This window comes from Streptomyces panacea (genome assembly GCF_040560175.1).
Lineage (GTDB): Bacteria > Actinomycetota > Actinomycetes > Streptomycetales > Streptomycetaceae > Streptomyces > Streptomyces panacea.
The window spans coordinates 12,278-29,828 of sequence record NZ_JARJHW010000045.1; the positions used below are offsets into that span (position 1 = coordinate 12,278).

The following is a 17,551-nucleotide window of genomic DNA, read 5'->3' on the forward strand; positions in this document are numbered from 1 at the left end:
CGCGAGCGTCCCGGTCGCCGGGGCCGCGCCGAGATGGGGATTCCCATGAAGCTTTCCGCCGTCCGCCGTACCACCACCACTACCGTCCTCGCGGCGAGTCTCGTCGGCGCGCTCGCGCTCAGCGGCTGCGCCAAGTCCGAGGACGACAACTCCGACAAGGGCTCATCGGCCGGCGAGAAGGACAGCGGCCAGGTCGTCGCCACGCCCGGCGCGGACGACAAGACCTGTGACATCACGCAGTTCGGCGGTGAGAAGGTCGACCTCAAGACCGCCACCGTCGGCTTCTCCCAGTCCGAGAAGGAGGCCAACCCCTTCCGGATCGCGGAGACCGCTTCCATCAAGGCCGAGGCCCAGGAGCGCGGGATCAAGCTCCTGTCCGCCAACGCCCAGACCCAGTTCTCCAAGCAGATCAGCGACGTCCAGGACCTGATAGCCAAGGGCGCCGACCTGCTGGTGATCGCGCCCCTCAACTCCGACGGCTGGGGCCCGGTGCTGCGCAGCGCCGCGGCGAAGAAGATCCCGATCGTCACCATCGACCGCAAGATCAACGCCACCGCCTGCAAGGACTACGTGTCCTTCATCGGCTCGGACTTCATCGAGCAGGGCAAGCGCGCGGCCGACCAGATGATCGAGGCGACCGGCGGCAAGGGCGAGGTCGCGATCCTGCTCGGCGCCGCGGGCAACAACGTCACCACCGAGCGCACCAAGGGCTTCAAGGACCAGATCAAGGCCAAGGCCCCCGATCTGAAGGTGGTGTTCGAGCAGACCGGTGAGTTCGCCCGCGAGAAGGGCCAGCAGGTCACCGAGCAGCTCATCCAGTCGAACCCCGGCATCAAGGGGATCTACGCCGAGAACGACGAGATGGGCCTCGGCGCCGTCAACGCCCTGAAGGGCGCGGGCAAGAAGGCCGGCGCCGTCAAGATCGTGACGGTCGACGGCACGCGTAACGCCGTCCAGGGCATCGTCGACGGCTGGATCTCCGGCGTCGTGGAGTCCAACCCGCGCTTCGGGCCGCTCGCCTTCCAGACCCTCGACGCCTTCACCAAGGGCGAGAAGGTCGCGCAGGACATCGTCATCCAGGACGGCGCCTACACCCCGGACAACGCCAAGGCCGATCTGGGCAAGGCTTTCTGACGTGCTGTCGGTCACCGGTCTGACCAAGACGTTCCCGGGCGCACGCGCGCTCGACGGCGTGGACTTCGCCGCACTGCCGGGCGAGGTGCACGCGCTCATCGGCGAGAACGGTGCCGGGAAGTCCACCCTCATCAAGGTGCTCACCGGTGTGTACCAGCCCGACGCGGGCGAGATCGTCCACGACGGGCGTCCGGTGCGCTTCCAGACTCCGCTGGAGGCGCAGCACGCCGGGATCTCCACGATCTACCAGGAGGTCAACCTCGTCCCGCTGATGAGCGTGGCGCGCAATCTGTTCCTGGGGCGCGAGCCCCGGAACAGGCTGGGGCTGATCGACTTCCGCCGGATGCACGGCGAGGCCGACGAGGCGCTGCGCTCGCTGGGGCTGCGGGTCGACGTCAAGCGTCCGCTGCGGACGCTGGGCGTCGGCGCGCAGCAGATGGTGGCGCTCGCCAGGGCGGTCTCCGTCGACGCGCGGGTGGTCATCATGGACGAGCCGACGTCGTCGCTCGAACCGCGCGAGGTACGCACCTTGTTCGGCGTGATCAGGATGCTCAAGGAGCGCGACATCGCGGTGGTGTACGTGAGCCACCGGCTGGACGAGCTGTACGAGGTCTGCGACAAGGTCACGGTGCTGCGCGACGGCAAGCTCGTGCACACCGGGCCGATCGCGGAGCTGGACCGGCTGCGGCTGGTGTCGCTGATGCTCGGCCGTGAGATGAGCGAGGTGAGCGGCGAGGGGGTCACCAAGTTCACCGGGGACCACCACGCGGGCCGTGAACCGGTGCTCAGCGCACAGGATCTGACGGTACGTCACACGCTGCACCGGGTCTCGGTCGAGGTGCGGCCCGGTGAGGTCGTGGGTCTCGGCGGGCTGCTCGGTTCGGGCCGCAGCGAGACGGCCAAGGCCATCGCGGGCGCGCTGCCGCCGGACTCGGGGAAGGTGGTGGTGGCGGGCTCCGCCGTACGTACGGGCTCCACGCCCGCCGCCATCCGGGCCGGGATCAGCCTGCTGCCCGAGGACCGCAAGGCCGAGGGCATCGTCCCCGGTCTCTCGGTCCGGGAGAACATCGCGCTGGCCGCGCTGCCGAGCCTCTCCCGGTTCGGGCTGGTGGACGACGCGAAGGTCGACAAGATCGTGGACACCTTCATGAAGCGGCTGCGGATCAAGGCGTCCGGGCCGCACCAGAAGGTCGGTGAACTGTCCGGCGGCAACCAGCAGAAGGTGCTGCTGGCCCGCTGGCTGGCGATGCAGCCGAAGGTACTGCTGCTGGACGAACCGACCCGTGGCATCGACGTCGGCGCCAAGGCCGAGGTACAGGGCCTCATCGACGAACTCGCCGACGAGGGGCTCGGGGTGCTGCTGATCTCCTCCGACATGGAGGAGCTGATCGAGGGCTCGGACCGGGTGGTGGTCCTCAAGGACGGCGCCGTGATCGCGGAGTTGACCGGGGACGACGTCACCGAGGACCGGCTGCTGCACGCCATCGCGGCGGCGCCGGAGTCGGACGCGGCGCTCAAGACGGTCGCTCCGGACGCGGCGGCGATCGTGGCACCGGTGTCGCCCGCGGCGCCGGACCCCGTCCCCGCCGCGCCTTCGGCGCCGGACCCCGCCCCCGTCCCTGTCGACACGACCTCCTCAGGAGGGGAGAGGGACCATGACTGAACTCGCCCTGAAGGGCGCCCCCGTCGACCGCGCGCGGCTGCTGCGTCTGCTCCAGGACTACGGGGTGTACGCGGGCGTCGCCGTCCTGCTGCTCGTCAACATCGCGCTCACGCCGCACTTCCTGTCCACGGAGAACTTCCGTACCCAGGCCGTCCAGGTGGCGCCGGTGCTGATCGTCGCGCTGGGCATGGCGCTCGCGATCGGCAGCGAGGGCGTCGACCTGTCGGTCGGGGCCGTGATGGCCCTGTCGACCTCCCTGCTGTCGCTGTATCTCGGCTACGGGCCATGGATCGCGCTGATCGTCGCGATGCTGGGCGGCGCCGTCATCGGCCTCGCCAACGGGTCGCTCATCGCGTTCATCGGCGTACAGCCCATCGTCGCCACACTGGCGTTGATGGTCGCGGGACGTGGCATCGCCCTCGTGCTGCTGCCGCAGCTCAAGGACGTACGCGACCCCGGTATGTCCTCGCTCGGCTCGGGCGACCTGTTCGGTGTCCCGTATCTCGTACTGATCGCCGCCGCCCTGGCGCTCGCCGTCGGATTCACCGTGAAGCGGACGACGTTCGGCCGGCAGCTCCTGGCGATCGGCGACAGCCGGCCCGCCGCGCAGCTCGCCGGGCTGCCGGTGCGCCGCGTGCTGATCCTCGTCTATGTCATCGCCGGTGTGCTCGCCGCGATAGCGGGCGTGCTCGCCACCGCGCGGCTCCAGGCCAGCGACCCGACCTCGCTCGGCACGCTGATGGAACTGTCGGCGATCACCGCGGTGGTCGTCGGCGGCACCCCGCTCAGCGGCGGCCGGATCCGTATCGGCGGCACGGTGGCCGGCGCCGTACTGATCCAGCTGCTGACGGCGACGCTCATCAAGCACGATCTGCCACCCTCCTGGACGCAGATCGCCCAGGCCGTCGTGATCGTGCTGGCGGTCTACGCGGCACGCGAACGGGGAAAGCGATGACCCACACCCACACGGAGCGTCCGGCCCGCGCCACGGGCAGCGGCCCCTCCCCCGGCAAGGGGGCCTCCGGCAAGGACACCGCCGAGGCACCGCTCGGCGCGAGCCGGGCCGAACGGCTCAGCGCGCTCGCCCAGCAGCACGGCGCGCTCGTCACGCTGCTGCTCGTCGCCGTCGGCGCGTCGATCGGCTTCGACACGTTCCTCACCGGCGACAACATGGAGAACATGGCGGTCTCGTCGGCGTTCCTGGCGATCGTCGCCCTCGGAATGACCTTCGTGATCATCACCGGCGGGATCGATCTGTCCGTCGGTTCGCTCTTCGCCCTGGGCGGGGTGCTCGGCGCGTGGGGTTCGCAGTACGGCACGCTCGTCGCGCTGCTCCTGCCGCTCGCCGTCTGCGGACTGATCGGTCTGGTCAACGGACTGCTGATCGCGAAGGCACGGCTCGCGCCGTTCATCGTCACCCTCGCGGCGATGCTCGCCGCCCGCGGCATCCTGCTGGCCATCACCGACGAGGGCTCCAACACCTATCTCGTGGACGAGAAGTCCTTCTTCGCGAGCCTCGGCCAGGAGAAGCTGCTGGGCATCGGGGTGCCGGTGTGGATCACCGTGGCACTCTTCGTCGTGGGCGCCGTGATGCTGCGGCGCAGCCGGTTCGGCCAGTACGTGTACGCGGTCGGCGGCAACGAGGACGCGGCGGCGCTGATGGGCGCGCCCGTGGCCCGTACGAAGATCGCCGTCTACACCCTCTCCGGCCTCTGCGCCGGGCTGGCCGGGGCGCTGAACGCGGCCTGGCTGGTCTCGGGCGTCACGATCCTGGGCACCGGCATGGAGCTGGAGGCGATTTCGGCCGTCGTCATCGGCGGAACACTGCTGACCGGTGGCTTCGGGTTCATCAGCGGCTCACTGGTGGGCGTGCTCCTGCTGAAGGTCATCCAGAACGTCATCAACCAGATCGGCTCGCTCGACTCGGCGTACCAACAGGTCGTCAGCGGCGCCTTCCTGGCGGTCGTGGTGATCGCCCAGACCTGGCTGGGCAGGCGGCGCCGGATGATGTGAGGGGCCGCGGTGCCCTCGGGCGCCGGACGAGCCGCTCACGCGGCCTGTCCGGCGCCCGAGGACATACCGAGTGGTCCCTAGATGACGACCTGGCCCTTGCCGAGCGCGATGACGCCGTTCTTCGAGACCGTGTACAGCTCCTCGTCCCGCCCCGGATTGACGCCGATCGTGGCGCCGGGCGGGACGTCCACGTTCTTGTCGAGGATCGAGCCGCGTACGACCGCGCCGCGGCCCACCCGTACGTTGTCGTGGAGCACCGAGCCCTGCACCACCGCACCCTCCTCGATCACCACGCCGGGAGACAGGACGGAGCGGGTCACCTGGCCCCGGATGACGCAGCCGGGGCCCACGATCGACTCGCTCGCGATACCGCCCGCCACGAACCGCGCGGGCGGGAGCTGGCCGGCGTGGGTGTAGATGGGCCAGCGTCTGTTGTCGAGGTTGAACTCGGGCTGGTGCGAGATCAGGTCCATGTGCGCGTCGTAGTAGGAGTCGAGCGTGCCCACGTCGCGCCAGTAGCCGTGTTCGCGCGGGGTCTCGCCCGGCACGTGGTTGTCGTCGAAGTCGTAGACCTGGGCCATGCCCTGCTCGGTGAGCATCGGCAGGATCGAGCCGCCCATGTCATGGACGGAGGTCTCGTCCTCGGCGTCGCGGTGCAGCGCGTCCACGAGGATCTTGGTGGTGAAGAGGTAGTTGCCCATCGAGGCGAAGACGTGCTCGGGGTCGCCCGGCAGGCCCGGCACGTCGGACGGCTTCTCCTGGAACCGGTCGACACGGGTGCCGTCCGGGCCCGGCGTGATGATCCCGAACGACGACGCCTCGGCGCGCGGCACCCTGATGCCGGCGACCGTGACCCCGGCGCCGCTCTCGATGTGCCGTTGCAGCATCTGCCGCGGGTCCATGCGGTAGACGTGGTCGGCGCCGAACACCGCGATGTAGTCCGGCTGTTCGTCGTGGACGAGATTGAGGGACTGGAGGATCGCGTCCGCGCTGCCGAGATACCAGCGCGGTCCGAGCCGCTGCTGGGCGGGCACCGGCGTGACGTAGTTGCCCAGCAGACTGGACATCCGCCAGGTGGTGCTCACATGGCGGTCCAGCGAATGCGACTTGTACTGCGTCAGCACGCAGTTGCGCATGATGTCGCCGTTGACGAGATTCGACAGGACGAAGTCGACCAGGCGGTACGTGCCGCCGAAGGTCACCGCCGGTTTGGCGCGGTCGGCCGTCAGCGGCATCAGCCGCTTGCCTTCCCCGCCCGCCAGCACGATCCCGAGCACCGAAGGTCCACCGCGCATCGCCGCTCCTTTGTTCGCGACCCTCTATACCGGCCGTCCGCATCCACCTACCCGGTACGGATCGTCCGGATCCATCTACCCGGCTAACGGGACTTGAGCAGCTCCTCGTACACCTCGTACGTACGCCGGGCCACCCGGTCCCAGCCGAACTCGCGCACCGCCCGGTCCCGTCCCGCCGCGCCCATCGCCGCCGCCGACTCCGGATCGTCCAGGACCCGGTTGAGCGTCTCGGTGAGGGCCGTCTCGAAGTTCTCGGGGTGCCGCTCGTCGTACGGCACCAGCAGGCCCGTACTGCCGTCGTCGACGACCTCCGGGATGCCGCCGACCGCCGAGGCGACGACCGCCGTGCCGCAGGCCATCGCCTCCAGGTTCACGATGCCCAGCGGTTCGTACACGGAGGGGCAGACGAACACGGCCGCGTGGCTGAGCAGTTGGACCACCTCGGGGCGCGGCAGCATCTCGGGGATCCAGAACACCCCGTCGCGGCCGGCGCTCAGCTCGTCCACCAGTTCGCGGAACTCGGCGCCGATCTCCGGTGTGTCGGGCGCGCCCGCGCAGAGCACCAGCTGTGCCTCGGGGTCGAGGGCGCGGGCCGCGCGCAGCAGGTGCGGGACGCCCTTCTGCCGGGTGATGCGGCCGACGAACAGCACGAAGGGGCGGTCGGGGTCGATGCCGATCCGGGCCAGCACGTCGGTGTCGCGGTCCGGGCGGTAGAGGCGGGTGTCGATGCCGTTGTAGATCACCCGCACGCGGTCCGGGTCGAGCGAGGGGTAGCAGTTCAGGATGTCGGCGCGCATGCCGCGTGAGACGGCGACGACGGCGTCCGCGGTCTCTATCGCGGAGCGCTCGGCCCAGCCGGACAACTCGTACCCGCCGCCGAGCTGCTCGGCCTTCCAGGGCCGCAGGGGCTCCAGCGAGTGGGCGGTCATCACGTGCGGAATGCCGTAGAGCATCTTGGAGACATGGCCGGCGAGCGCGGCGTACCAGGTGTGCGAGTGCACCAGGTCGCTGCCTTCGACGGCGGCGGCCATCGCGAGATCGACGGAGAAGGTGCGCAGCGCGTCGTTGGCGCCTTCGAGTCCGGCGGCGGCCCGGTGCCGTACGACGCCCAGGGCGCGCTCCTCGGCGCTGCCGCCGTCCTCGCCCCAGCAGTGCACGCGCAGGTCGGTCAGCTCGCGCAGCTCGCGGGCCAGGAACTCCACATGGACGCCCGCGCCTCCGTACACGTCCGGCGGGTACTCCCGGGTCAGCAGACCGACCTTCACGCCATACCCCCGTCGCCCGACGATCTCAGCCATGTCATGGTCACCCGGAAACCTCTCATGCGGAAGGGCGTGGCGGTGGCCGGTCGAATACGCAGTCCCCGCAGAGGCCGCCCGACGGGCAACGGTAGTAGAGGCAGCAGCTACGGCGCCGGAATGATCCGTCCCTTGATACGCCGGTGGTGCGCAGGTCGGGGTGGGTGAGGAGCGCCGCGCCGATGGCGTCGGCCCGCTCGCCCACCTCGGGCCGTCCGGCGCGGCGGCTCCAGACGCCCAGTTCGCGTACGGCCCCGGCGAGTGCGGAGCCGGCGTTGCCCCACAACAGGCGTGGCGAGACGGCGCCGTCGGCGCGCAGAGCCGCCGCCAGGGGGACGAGGTGGCCGTACTGGACCACCTCGCGGACCGCCTCGGCGAGGTCGGCTTCTGCGGTGCCGGTGGTCGGGAAGGCGCGTGGGTCGGGCAGCCGGAGATCGTCGGGCGAGGTGCGGTGGGGGTTCCAGTACAGGCGCGCGGGGTCCAGGTCCGGGACCTCGCCGTGCAGCGCGGCCGAGCCCAGTGCGACCGACCAGAGCCGGGCGGCGAGCCCCAGCTGCGCGACGGAGGCGGCGACCCGGCGCTCGGGCGCGCCGAGCTTCCCGGCGACGGTGTCGACGCGCGCCGACAGCGGCGCGATGTCGCCCGCGTAGATCTCCGCGAACGGGATGTACGCGCCGCCGTGCGCCCCCGGGTCCGTGAGCCCTCCGACCGCCCGCGTCCGCAGTGCGAAGAACCCGCCCACGGATCCGACCTCCGCGAGATCCATCCGCCCTCCCTCTTCGATCGGCGACGAACGTCACTGTCCGTAACGTCCGACGGTGGCGGTACGTGCCCGGACCGCCTCCGGGTGCAGACCCCCGCCTCCACCCGGAGGCGGGGGATACCGCCAGGGGAATGACTCGGGCTCGCCGGATGTACTACTACAGCAGTACGTCGTAATGCCGTCTTCAGGACGACGACTAATCGCACCTGGCGAGAGATCGTGGATATATGAGTGCACTCGCGCTGTCCGTGCTGCTGTCACTGGTCTCCGCGGTCGCCTACGCGGCCGGGGCGATCCTTCAGGAGCGCGTCGCGGCAGATACGCCCACCCGGCCCTACGCGCCCCTGCACCACGGCGTGTGGTGGGCCGCTGTGGCGTTGAACGGGGTCGGCGCGCTGTTGCACGTCGTCGCGCTGGCGTACGGCCCGCTGAGCCTCGTACAGCCTCTCGGCGCACTGACGATCGTCTTCGCGCTGCCGATGGCGGCCGTCTTCGTCCACCGCAGGGCGGGTGCCGCCGCCTGGCGCGGCGCGCTCCTGGCGACGCTCGGACTGGCCGGACTGCTCGCGCTGACCGGCTCGGCCGGTTCCCGCTCGCTGGGCTCGGGCGAACGCATGGTGGTGGCCGGCGCCGCTGTCGGCGTGGTGGCGCTGCTGTTCCTGATCGCGCAGGCCGTGCACCGTCCGGCCGTGCGCAGTGTGCTGCTGGCCGCGTCGGCCGGTGTCGCCTTCGGTATCGCCTCGGTGTTCACCAAGACCGTCGCCGTCGACTGGGCCGACGGCACGTTCGCCGGTCAGGTGCCGAGCCTGCTGGTCATCGCGATCCTGGCCGCGTCCGGTCTGCTGCTCTCGCAGGCCTCCTACCGAGGCGCGGGGCTCGCCGCTCCGCTGGCCACGGTCACGGTCGTGAATCCGGTGGTCGCCGCCGCGGTCGGCCTCACCCTCTTCGGTGAGGGATTCCGGTACGGCCTGACGGGCGGGCTGCTCGCCCTCGGCTTCGGTGTGGTGACGGCGGGCGGACTGGTCCTCCTGACGACGGAGCGCCTGGCCGCGCAGACGGCCGGTGCCGTCAAGGAGCCCGTCGAGCGCGCGACGATCCCCGGCCCCGGCCACGGGCCGGCGGGCTCCACGGCCGCGCACCACCACGCCTCCTCCGCCCGCCCGGCCTGGCACCTGACCACGTGCAAGGGGTCTCACCGGCCGGAGCACAGGCGCCACATCCTGCGGCGGACCGTCCGGTCAGATGCGGACTCCGCCCGCCCTGAGGTAGGAGACGGGGTCGATGTCGGAGCCGTAGCCGGGGCCCGTTCGCATCTCGAAGTGGAGGTGCGGTCCCGTGCTGTTTCCGGTCGATCCTGACCGGGCGATGCGCTGGCCCGCGTTCACCTTCTGACCGTCACGCACAGTGAGTGCGGACAGGTGCGCGTACTGGCTGTACTTGCCGTCGCCGTGCCGGATGACGACCTGGTAGCCGTAACTGCCCTCCCAGCCCGCAGACACGACCGTGCCGCCCGCCACGGCCTTCACCGACGTGCCGGTGGGGACGGGGAAGTCGACGCCGGTGTGGTAGCCGCTGGCCCAGGATCCGGCCTTGCGGTACGGGGTGCCGGTGCCCGCGCTGACCGGGGCGCTGAAGCCGGACGACTGCTTCGGCTTCTCCGCCTGGGGCTTCGAGACCTGCTGCTTGGGCTGTTCCTTCGGCTTCTCCGCCTGCGGCTTCGCCCTGGGCTTCTCGGCCTGCTTGGAGGGCTGCGCCTTCGCGGCGGGCTTCTTCGCCTCCTCCTTCTTGGGAGGGGCGGGCGCCTCGGCGGCCGGCTTGTCCTTCGCCGGGGCGGAGACATGCAGGACGAGCTTCTGCCCGGGGAAGATCAGATCGGGGTCGCTGCCGATGACCCGGCGGTTCTCCTCGTACAGCCGCTGCCAGCCACCCCGCATCTCCTGGGAGGCGGCGATGCCGGAGAGCGAGTCGCCTCCCGCCACGGTGTAGCCCTCGCGCTCGGTCGGCACGGACGTGGGCGAGGCGGCCTTCTTCGGATCGCTCCGGGGGGCGCCCTGCGCCGTGTCGCCCGCCTTGCGCGCGGACGCGGAGTCACGGGTGTCCTTGGTGTCGCGCGCCTTGGCCGGTGACACGTCGGGGGCGTCGCCGCCGCGCGTGAGGCCGGCCTTGACCGAGCAGTGCGGCCACGCCTGGGGCCCCTGTCCCTTGAGGACCTTCTCGGCGATGGCGATCTGCTGGTCCTTGGTGGCGAGGTCGGCGCGCGCCGCGTACTGGCCGCCGCCGAACGCCTCCCAGGTGGACTGGCTGAACTGCAGCCCGCCGAAGTAGCCGTTGCCGGTGTTGATCTGCCAGTTGTTCGTGGACTCGCAGGCGGCGACCTTCTCCCACGTGTTCACGGGGGCGGCACTGACCGTGCCCGCCCCGATGAGTGGCAGAGCGATGCCCGCGCCGCCCGCCGTGACGGTGAGCGACGCGCGGTTGATGCGGCTCGGCTGGTATCTGCGGTGGCGACCGGTTGCGGCCATGATCTCGGCTCCCCCACTGGCAGGTAAGGACGTCTGGGACACGTCGCAATCGGTCAACTTAGGGCAGTCGCATGTGCAATGACAAGGGCTCACTTCCGGAGCCCGCGCGACACGCGTGCGCCCGCTGTGCGTCGCCGCAGCCCACAGGCCGGCATTGACAGGTCCCGCACCGTCCGGCGAGTCTGGGGCGAGTCGACGGGAGAGCGCTCTCCAACAGGATTGAAGGGGGCAGTATGGCCGAGGACGAGACCGAACGACTGCTGGAGAAGCTCGACATCGGGCAGAAGGTCCGTCTGCTGACGGGCGCCAGCAACTGGCGTACGTACGAGGAACCGGCCGTCGGGCTGCGTGCTCTCACGATGTCCGACGGACCGGCCGGGGTGCGCGGTGAGGCCTGGGACGAGCGGCGGACCTCTCTCGTCCTGCCGTCGCCGACCGCTCTCGCGGCCTCCTGGGACGAGGAGTTGGTCCGCGAGCTGGGCGGGCTGCTCGCCGCCGAGGCGCGCCGCAAGGGCGTCCAGGTGCTGCTCGCGCCCACCCTGAATCTGCACCGGTCGCCGCTGGGCGGGCGGCACTTCGAGTGCTTCTCCGAGGATCCGCTGCTGACCGCGCGCACGGGCGTCGCCTTCGTCACGGGTGTGCAGGAGGGCGGGGTGGCGGCCACGGCCAAGCACTTCGTGGCCAACGACGCGGAGACCGACCGGCTGCACGTCGATGTGGGCGTGGCCGAACGGACGTTGCGCGAGCTGTATCTGGCGCCGTTCGAGGCGGCGGTGGACGCCGGTGTCTGGGCGGTGATGTCCGCGTACAACAAGGTCAACGGCGTGACGATGTCGGCGAGTCCGCTCCTCCGGTGGCCGCTGAAGGGAGACCGGGCGTGGGAGGAAGACCCGGCGCGGCGGGGAGACCGGGCGCCGCGGGAGAGCGGGCCGCTCCACGGCGGCTGGGGCTTCGACGGGCTGGTCGTCTCCGACTGGGGGGCCGTCCGTTCGCTGCTCGGCACCGCGCGCTCGGGCCAGGACCTCGCCATGCCGGGCCCGGAGAGCCCCTGGGCGGCCGGGCTGCTGGACGCCGTGACGGCGGGGCTGGTCGACGAGGCGCGGATCGACGACAAGGTACGGCGCCTGCTGCGGCTCGCCCGGCGGGTGGGCGCGCTGGGCGAACCGCCCCCGGACCGGCGGCCGCCGACCCCGCCCACCGGCCGTCGGACGCTGCTGCGGCGGGCCGTCGCCGCCGGTACGGTCCTGCTGCGCAACGAGGGGGACGTACTGCCGCTGGACGCGGCGCGGCTGGGCCGCGTCGCCGTCATCGGCCCGCACGCCGCGGCCGTCCGGATCCAGGGGGGCGGCAGCGCCGAGGTGTTCCCCTCGTCCGTGGTGACACCGCTGGAGGGGATCGAGGCGGCGCTGGGCGAGGCCGCGGGAAGCCCGGGCGGGCCGGCCGGGGTCACGTACACGTCCGGCCTGCCTCCCCACACCCGGCCGCGCCCGCTCGACCCGGCCTGGACGCGTGATCCGCGCGACGGCGAACCGGGCGTTCTCGTACGGCTGCTGGACGCCGAAGGCGCCGAACTGCACGCCGAACACCGGTTGTCGGGCCGCATCGTGGAACCGGCCCGCGTCGCGGGCGCCGTCACCGTGGAGATCCGCGCTCTCTTCCGGCCCACGGAGAGCGGCAGTTGGACGCTGGGGGTGGGCGGCTGGGGGCTCATCTCCCTGTCCGTGGACGGCCGGACGCTGCTGTCCGGGGAGTTCCCGCTCGACAGCGACGACCCGACCCGCGTACATGTCTCGCCGCCCTACCGGTGCGTGGAGGCCGAGTTGACCGAGGGCGTGGAGTCGGAGGTGGTCGCGCGGCGGCGGCTGGCCCCCGGAACGGGTATCGCGACGCTGCTGGCCGCCGCCCCTCCGCCCGGGGACGCGCCGACGGCCCTCGCCGCCGCCGTGGCCGCCGCGCGGGCCGCCGATGTCGCCGTCGTCGTGGTGGGCACAACGGAGGAGAGCGAGTCCGAGGGCCGCGACCGCGAGTCGCTGGCGCTGCCCGACGGGCAGGACGCGCTCGTACGGGCGGTGGCCCGCGCCAACCCGCGCACGGTGGTGCTGGTGAACTCGGGCGGCCCGGTCGCGCTGCCCTGGCATCTCGACGTACCCGCGCTGCTGCTCGCCTGGTTCCCCGGCCAGGAGGCCGGACACGGCCTGGCCGACGTGCTGTTCGGCCGCGCCGAGCCCGGCGGGCGGCTGCCGACGACCTGGGCGCTGGCCCAGGAGGACGTCCCCGTGCTCGACACGCGCCCGCGCGACGGCCGTCTTCCTTATGAGGAGGGCGTCCACATCGGCCACCGCGCGTGGCTGCGCGCGGGTGCGCGGCCCGCGTACTGGTTCGGACACGGGCTCGGCTACACCTCGTGGACGTACGAGGGGCTGGAGGCACCCGCCACCGTGGCGGGCGGGCCCGACGCGGGCGTCGAGGTACGCGTACGGCTGCGCAACTCCGGCCCGCGCCGGGGCCGTGAGGTCGTCCAGGTCTACGTCGCCCGGACGGACACGGCGGTCGACCGGCCGGTGCGGGCACTCGCGGGTTACGCGGCGGTGGAGGCCGGACCCGGCGAGGAGGCCGTGGCGACGGTACGGCTCGCGGCACGGGCGCTGTCGCACTGGTCGACGGAGCGTCGACGCTGGGAGACGGAGCCGGGCGAGTTCACGCTCCTGGCGGGTTCCTCGGCGGGAGAGCTGCCGCTGCGCACGGCACTCACCGTGACGGCGACGGGGCCGCTCACCGGCGGTCCGTGGATGGAGAGCGCTCTCCGCTGATGCTATAAATGCGCTCATGACGGAGGATTCACGAGCGGTCGGCGCGCCCACGCTGGAGGACGTCGCCAAGGCGGCCGGGGTCTCGCGCGCCACCGTCTCCCGTGTCATCAACGGCGTGCGCAATGTCGACCCGGTGATCCAGGCGGCCGTACGGGACGCGGTGGCCGTCACCGGGTACACGCCGAACCGCGCCGCCCGCTCACTGGTCACCCGCAAGGCCGACTCGATCGCCCTGGTGGTGTCGGGCGCCGGGGACGATCCGCCGCCGGTCGCCGCGACGGCGGGATCCGCCGCGTCCGCCGCCGACCCGGCGGGCGGGAGCCGCGACGCCGGCCGGCCGGGCGCCGGATTCGACGGCGGCGTGGGGTCCTTCATGACCGAGGTCTTCGCCGACCCGTTCTTCGGCCGGGTGGTGACGGGTGTCGTCAACTTCCTGCGCCCGCGCGGGATTCACCCGGTGCTGATGTTCGCCGAGACCTCGCGCGCGCGGGACGAGGTGGTGTCGTACCTCCGTCAGGGCAGTGCCGACGGGGCCCTGGTCGTCTCGACGCACGCCGAGGACCCGCTGCCCGCGCTGATCACGGACGCCGGTCTCCCCGCCGTGCTGTACGCGCGCCCCGCCCGTCCGGTACGGATCAGCTACGTCGACCTCGCCCACCAGGACGGCGCCCGGCTGGCCGCCGAGCGTCTGCTCGCCCGCGGCTGCCGCCGGATCGCCACGATCGCGGGGCCGCTCGACGTACCGGCGGGACAGGACAGACTGGCCGGCTTCCGGGACACGATGGCCCGGCGCGGCCATCCGTACATCCCCGTCGCCGGGGGCGAGTTCACCGAGGAGAGCGGCGCGACGGCCATGGAGCGGCTGCTCGCCGAACACCCCGACCTGGACGGGGTGTTCGCGGCGAACGACCTGATGGCCGTGGGCGCCTGCCAGGTGCTGCGCGAGCGCGGGCGGCGGGTGCCGGACGACGTCGCGGTGATCGGCTTCGACGACAGCCGCGCGGCAGCCGCCTGCCGCCCGCCGCTGACGACGGTGCGGCAGCCCGTGGAGGACATGGCGGCGGAGATGGCGCGGCTGCTGCTGGACCGGCTGTCCCGGCCCGAACGCCCGGTGACGTCGGTCATCTTCGAACCCACGCTGGTCCTTCGCGCCTCGGCCTGACGGACCGGCCGGGTCCGTCCTCGATGGCCGGACGGGCCGATGTCGCCCACCCGGCGGGCACCACACGGGCCGGTCCTCGAACGCCCCACGGGCCGAACGGGGCCGGCTATGTCGCGCTGGGCGCCCAGCGCGGTGGGGGGCCTTGGCCCTGGGCGCTCGTCGGGGCCGCCGGTGGCATGGGGCGGGCGCCGCCGCGGGCCAGGAAGTCGGACAGCGGCAGCGTCGCCGCGCCGACCGTGACCGCGTCGGGGCCCAGGCGTCCCATCTCGACGGTCGCCCGCGCCGCGGTGTGCTTCAGCGCGTACTCGCGGGCGTAGCGGCGGATGTCCGGCAGCAGGTGCGGGCCGATCTGGAGGCCGGCCCAGCCGCCGAGCAGTACCCGTTCGGGCAGGAACAGGTTGATCAGGTCGGCGACGGCCGCGCCGAGGCATTCCGCCGTCTCGTCGAGCAGTGCCACGGCGACCGGGTCGGGCGCGGGTCCGCCGGGCGGCGGGAAGGCGGCGGCCAGCAGGGCCGCGAGGGCGGTCTCGTCGTCCGCGTCGGCGGGCAGCGGCCCTCCCGCCTCCTGCCAGCGTTCGCGCATCGCCTCGGCGCCCGCGTACGCCTCCAGACAGCCGATGGAGCCGCAGCGGCAGCGGCGACCGCGCATCTGCACGGTGGTGTGGCCCCATTCGAGGGCGCTGCTTCGGTGGTTCTCGTCGAGCGTGCCGCCTTCGCCACCGTGAATCACGCTGGCACCGACCCCGGAGCCGATGAGCGCGATCGCCGCGGTTCCGGCGCCCCGGCCGCCGCCGAACCACATCTCGGCCTGGCCCAGCGTCTTGGCGCCGTTGTCGATGAAGATCGGGACCTGGGCGGGTACGTCGACGGCGGCGCGCAGCAGTTTCTCGAAGGGCACGGCGGCCCAGCCCATGGTCTGCCCGTGCACGACCGCGCCGTCCGGGCCGCCGCGCTCGATGATGCCGGGAACGCCGACGCCGATGCCGAGGAGTTCGCGCGGGTCGGCCCCGGCGTCCCGCAGGACGTGGGCGACGCCGGTGCGCACGTGCGCGACGATGCGTTCGACGTCGTGGCCGTGCTGGGCCAGCAGCCTTTCGGTGCGGGCGAGTTCGGTCAGGGACAGGTCGAAGAGTTCGACGCGGACGCGGGTCTCCCCGATGTCGATGCCGATGAGGAGCGCGCCGCCGGGGGCGACGCGCAGCAGCGTGCGGGGCCGGCCGCCGTCGGAGTCGACCACTCCGGCCTCCTCCAGGAGGCGTTCGGCGGCGAGTTCGGTGACGACGTTGCTGATGGAACCTGAACTCAGTCCGGTGGCGGGACCGAGCTCCTGACGGCTCAGGGGACCGTCGAAATACAACCGTTGCAACACCCTCGCCCGGTTGCCCCTGCGCAGGTCACGCACTGTTCTTCTGTCCCGTTCGGCCATGGTGCTCCTTCCCAGCAGGGAACATACCCCGGTCCCAGACCTTGACGCGACCTTCCCTCACCTCTTAAATCACGACATAAATTAAGCCGTGAGGCCGCGTTCGACTCTCGAACGCGGCCACCCCGGAAAGGGGCCGTCCATGCACACCGTCAGAGCCGCAGCAATCGTCACCCTCGCCACCGCCCTCGCCGCCACCGTCACCGGATGCGGCGGCGGTACGTCCGGCGACGAGGGCGGCAGCAACGACTCACCGAAGACGCTCACCTACTGGGCGTCCAACCAGGGCCCCAACATCGAGGCCGACAAGAAGATCCTCACTCCCGAGCTGAAGAAGTTCGAGAAGGAGACCGGGATCAAGGTCAAGCTCGAAGTGGTGCCGTGGTCCGACCTGCTCACCCGGATCCTGGCCGCCACCACCTCCGGGCAGGGCCCCGACGTACTGAACATCGGCAACACCTGGTCGGCCTCGCTCCAGGCGACCGGCGCGCTGCTGCCGTGGGACGACAAGAACTTCGAGGCGATAGGCGGCCGGGACCGCTTCGTCGGCTCGGCGGTCGCCTCGGCCGGCGCGGAGGGGCAGCCTCCGGCGGCCGTACCGCTGTACTCGCTCGCGTACGCGCTCTATTACAACAAGCAGATGTTCGCGGACGCCGGGATCGACGGACCGCCCGCCACCTGGGACGAGTTGGTCGCCGACGGCAAGAAGCTGTCCAAGGACGGCAAGTGGGCGCTGGGCGCCGAGGGTGGCAACCTGTCGAACAACATCCACCAGGTCTTCGCGCTCGGCCAACAGCACGGCGCGGACTTCTTCGACGCGTCGGGCAAGCCGACGTTCACCACCGACGGCGCGGTGGCCGCGGTGAAGCAGTACGTCGACTTCATGGCCAAGGACAAGATCATCGCGCCGGGCAACGCGGAGTACGCCCAGAACCAGTCGCTGACCGACTTCGCCAAGGGCAAGACGGCGATGGTGCTGTGGCAGGCCGCCGCCTCGACGTTCGCCTCCCAGGGCATGAAGCCCGAGGACTGGGGCGCGGCGCCGGTGCCCGTGCCGTCCGGCGCGCCCGGCGCCGACAAGCAGGTGAACTCCATGGTCGCCGGCATCAACATCGCCGTCTTCAAGAACACCAAGAACGTCGACGGCGCCAAGAAGTTCGTCAAGTTCATGACGAGCGACGCCGAGCAGAAGCTCCTCAACAAGACCTACGGCTCCATCCCGCCCGTCGCCGCGGCCCAGGCCGACCCGGCGTTCGCCGCGCCGGACCTGAAGGTTCTGCGGGACACGCTCGCGGGCAGCGCCGCGCCGCTCCCCCAGGTGCCCGAGGAGTCGCAGTTCGAGACCGCCGTCGGCACCGCCGTGAAGGACCTGTGGGCGGACGCCGCCTCAGGGACCCCCGTGACGACCGAATCCGTCAAGAAGCGGCTGGACAAGGCCCAACAGCAGATGCAGCAGTGAGGCACCGCC

At 71.8% G+C, this 17,551-nt stretch carries 13 protein-coding genes; 8 read left to right on the forward strand and 5 right to left on the reverse strand.

The genetic code is table 11. The features are described from left to right. Positions 1-45: 45 nt before the first annotated feature. From P3L51_RS13755 to P3L51_RS13770, 4 genes are read left to right on the forward strand one after another with little or no spacing between them, the layout of a single operon-like run. A complete protein-coding gene (locus P3L51_RS13755) occupies positions 46-1,134 on the forward strand; it encodes an ABC transporter substrate-binding protein (RefSeq protein WP_354605465.1) in 1,089 nt (362 codons plus the stop codon). A 1-nt stretch (position 1,135) separates the two neighbouring features. Further along, positions 1,136-2,797 carry a sugar ABC transporter ATP-binding protein gene (locus tag P3L51_RS13760; protein WP_354605466.1) on the forward strand — a complete coding sequence of 554 codons (1,662 nt, stop codon included), beginning with the start codon at positions 1,136-1,138 and terminating at the stop codon, positions 2,795-2,797. Next, entirely contained in the window at positions 2,790-3,752 is a 963-nt protein-coding gene (locus tag P3L51_RS13765) for an ABC transporter permease (protein ID WP_354605467.1), read from the forward strand. The genes P3L51_RS13760 and P3L51_RS13765 overlap by 8 nt, the downstream gene beginning before the upstream one ends. Next, a complete protein-coding gene (locus tag P3L51_RS13770) occupies positions 3,749-4,810 on the forward strand; it encodes an ABC transporter permease (protein ID WP_354605468.1) in 1,062 nt (353 codons plus the stop codon). The genes P3L51_RS13765 and P3L51_RS13770 overlap by 4 nt, the downstream gene beginning before the upstream one ends. A gap of 77 nt (positions 4,811-4,887) precedes the next feature. On the opposite strand, the gene glgC is transcribed toward P3L51_RS13770, so the two are convergent. From glgC to P3L51_RS13785, 3 genes are all read right to left on the reverse strand, one after another. After that, positions 4,888-6,105 (reverse strand): glucose-1-phosphate adenylyltransferase, encoded by a 1,218-nt coding sequence (gene glgC, locus P3L51_RS13775; RefSeq protein WP_354605469.1) that lies wholly within the window; start codon positions 6,103-6,105, stop codon positions 4,888-4,890. An 83-nt stretch (positions 6,106-6,188) separates the two neighbouring features. After that, a complete protein-coding gene (gene glgA / locus P3L51_RS13780) occupies positions 6,189-7,370 on the reverse strand; it encodes a glycogen synthase (RefSeq protein WP_354605488.1) in 1,182 nt (393 codons plus the stop codon). A gap of 55 nt (positions 7,371-7,425) precedes the next feature. Beyond that, positions 7,426-8,169 (reverse strand): (2Fe-2S)-binding protein, encoded by a 744-nt coding sequence (locus P3L51_RS13785; RefSeq protein ID WP_354605470.1) that lies wholly within the window; start codon positions 8,167-8,169, stop codon positions 7,426-7,428. Between the two features lie 224 nt (positions 8,170-8,393). Here P3L51_RS13785 and P3L51_RS13790 point away from each other — a divergent pair, with 224 nt between their 5' ends. Beyond that, on the forward strand, positions 8,394-9,524 hold the full coding sequence (locus tag P3L51_RS13790; RefSeq protein ID WP_354605471.1) for a DMT family transporter: 1,131 nt from the start codon (positions 8,394-8,396) through the stop codon (positions 9,522-9,524). Here the strand turns inward: P3L51_RS13790 and P3L51_RS13795 are convergent. Further along, positions 9,405-10,688, reverse strand: coding sequence for a peptidoglycan DD-metalloendopeptidase family protein (locus P3L51_RS13795; protein ID WP_354605472.1), 1,284 nt, complete (start codon positions 10,686-10,688; stop codon positions 9,405-9,407). The two genes, P3L51_RS13790 and P3L51_RS13795, sit on opposite strands and share 120 nt — an antisense overlap. A gap of 233 nt (positions 10,689-10,921) precedes the next feature. On the opposite strand from P3L51_RS13795, the gene P3L51_RS13800 reads away from it, so the two are divergent. Both P3L51_RS13800 and P3L51_RS13805 read left to right on the forward strand, forming a co-directional pair. Next, positions 10,922-13,498 carry a glycoside hydrolase family 3 C-terminal domain-containing protein gene (locus P3L51_RS13800; protein WP_354605473.1) on the forward strand — a complete coding sequence of 859 codons (2,577 nt, stop codon included), beginning with the start codon at positions 10,922-10,924 and terminating at the stop codon, positions 13,496-13,498. Positions 13,499-13,514: 16 nt separating this feature from the next. Next, entirely contained in the window at positions 13,515-14,660 is a 1,146-nt protein-coding gene (locus tag P3L51_RS13805) for a LacI family DNA-binding transcriptional regulator (protein ID WP_354605474.1), read from the forward strand. 106 nt (positions 14,661-14,766) lie between these two features. On the opposite strand, the gene P3L51_RS13810 is transcribed toward P3L51_RS13805, so the two are convergent. Next, complete coding sequence (locus P3L51_RS13810; protein WP_354605475.1) at positions 14,767-16,086, reverse strand: ROK family transcriptional regulator; 1,320 nt, start codon at positions 16,084-16,086, stop codon at positions 14,767-14,769. A gap of 139 nt (positions 16,087-16,225) precedes the next feature. Here P3L51_RS13810 and P3L51_RS13815 point away from each other — a divergent pair, with 139 nt between their 5' ends. Continuing rightward, positions 16,226-17,542 (forward strand): ABC transporter substrate-binding protein, encoded by a 1,317-nt coding sequence (locus tag P3L51_RS13815; RefSeq protein ID WP_354605476.1) that lies wholly within the window; start codon positions 16,226-16,228, stop codon positions 17,540-17,542. Positions 17,543-17,551 lie beyond the last annotated feature (9 nt).

What these genes read in the sequence shown, in the direction of transcription:
- glgC (WP_354605469.1), bottom strand. Translation starts at nt 6,105, where the DNA reads ATGCGCGGTGGACCTTCGGTGCTCGGGATCGTGCTGGCGGGCGGGGAA.
- P3L51_RS13800 (WP_354605473.1), top strand. Translation starts at nt 10,922, where the DNA reads ATGGCCGAGGACGAGACCGAACGACTGCTGGAGAAGCTCGACATCGGG.
- P3L51_RS13785 (WP_354605470.1), bottom strand. Translation starts at nt 8,169, where the DNA reads ATGGATCTCGCGGAGGTCGGATCCGTGGGCGGGTTCTTCGCACTGCGG.
- P3L51_RS13770 (WP_354605468.1), top strand. Translation starts at nt 3,749, where the DNA reads ATGACCCACACCCACACGGAGCGTCCGGCCCGCGCCACGGGCAGCGGC.
- P3L51_RS13790 (WP_354605471.1), top strand. Translation starts at nt 8,394, where the DNA reads ATGAGTGCACTCGCGCTGTCCGTGCTGCTGTCACTGGTCTCCGCGGTC.
- P3L51_RS13755 (WP_354605465.1), top strand. Translation starts at nt 46, where the DNA reads ATGAAGCTTTCCGCCGTCCGCCGTACCACCACCACTACCGTCCTCGCG.
- P3L51_RS13815 (WP_354605476.1), top strand. Translation starts at nt 16,226, where the DNA reads ATGCACACCGTCAGAGCCGCAGCAATCGTCACCCTCGCCACCGCCCTC.
- P3L51_RS13805 (WP_354605474.1), top strand. Translation starts at nt 13,515, where the DNA reads ATGACGGAGGATTCACGAGCGGTCGGCGCGCCCACGCTGGAGGACGTC.
- P3L51_RS13765 (WP_354605467.1), top strand. Translation starts at nt 2,790, where the DNA reads ATGACTGAACTCGCCCTGAAGGGCGCCCCCGTCGACCGCGCGCGGCTG.
- P3L51_RS13810 (WP_354605475.1), bottom strand. Translation starts at nt 16,086, where the DNA reads ATGGCCGAACGGGACAGAAGAACAGTGCGTGACCTGCGCAGGGGCAAC.
- P3L51_RS13795 (WP_354605472.1), bottom strand. Translation starts at nt 10,688, where the DNA reads ATGGCCGCAACCGGTCGCCACCGCAGATACCAGCCGAGCCGCATCAAC.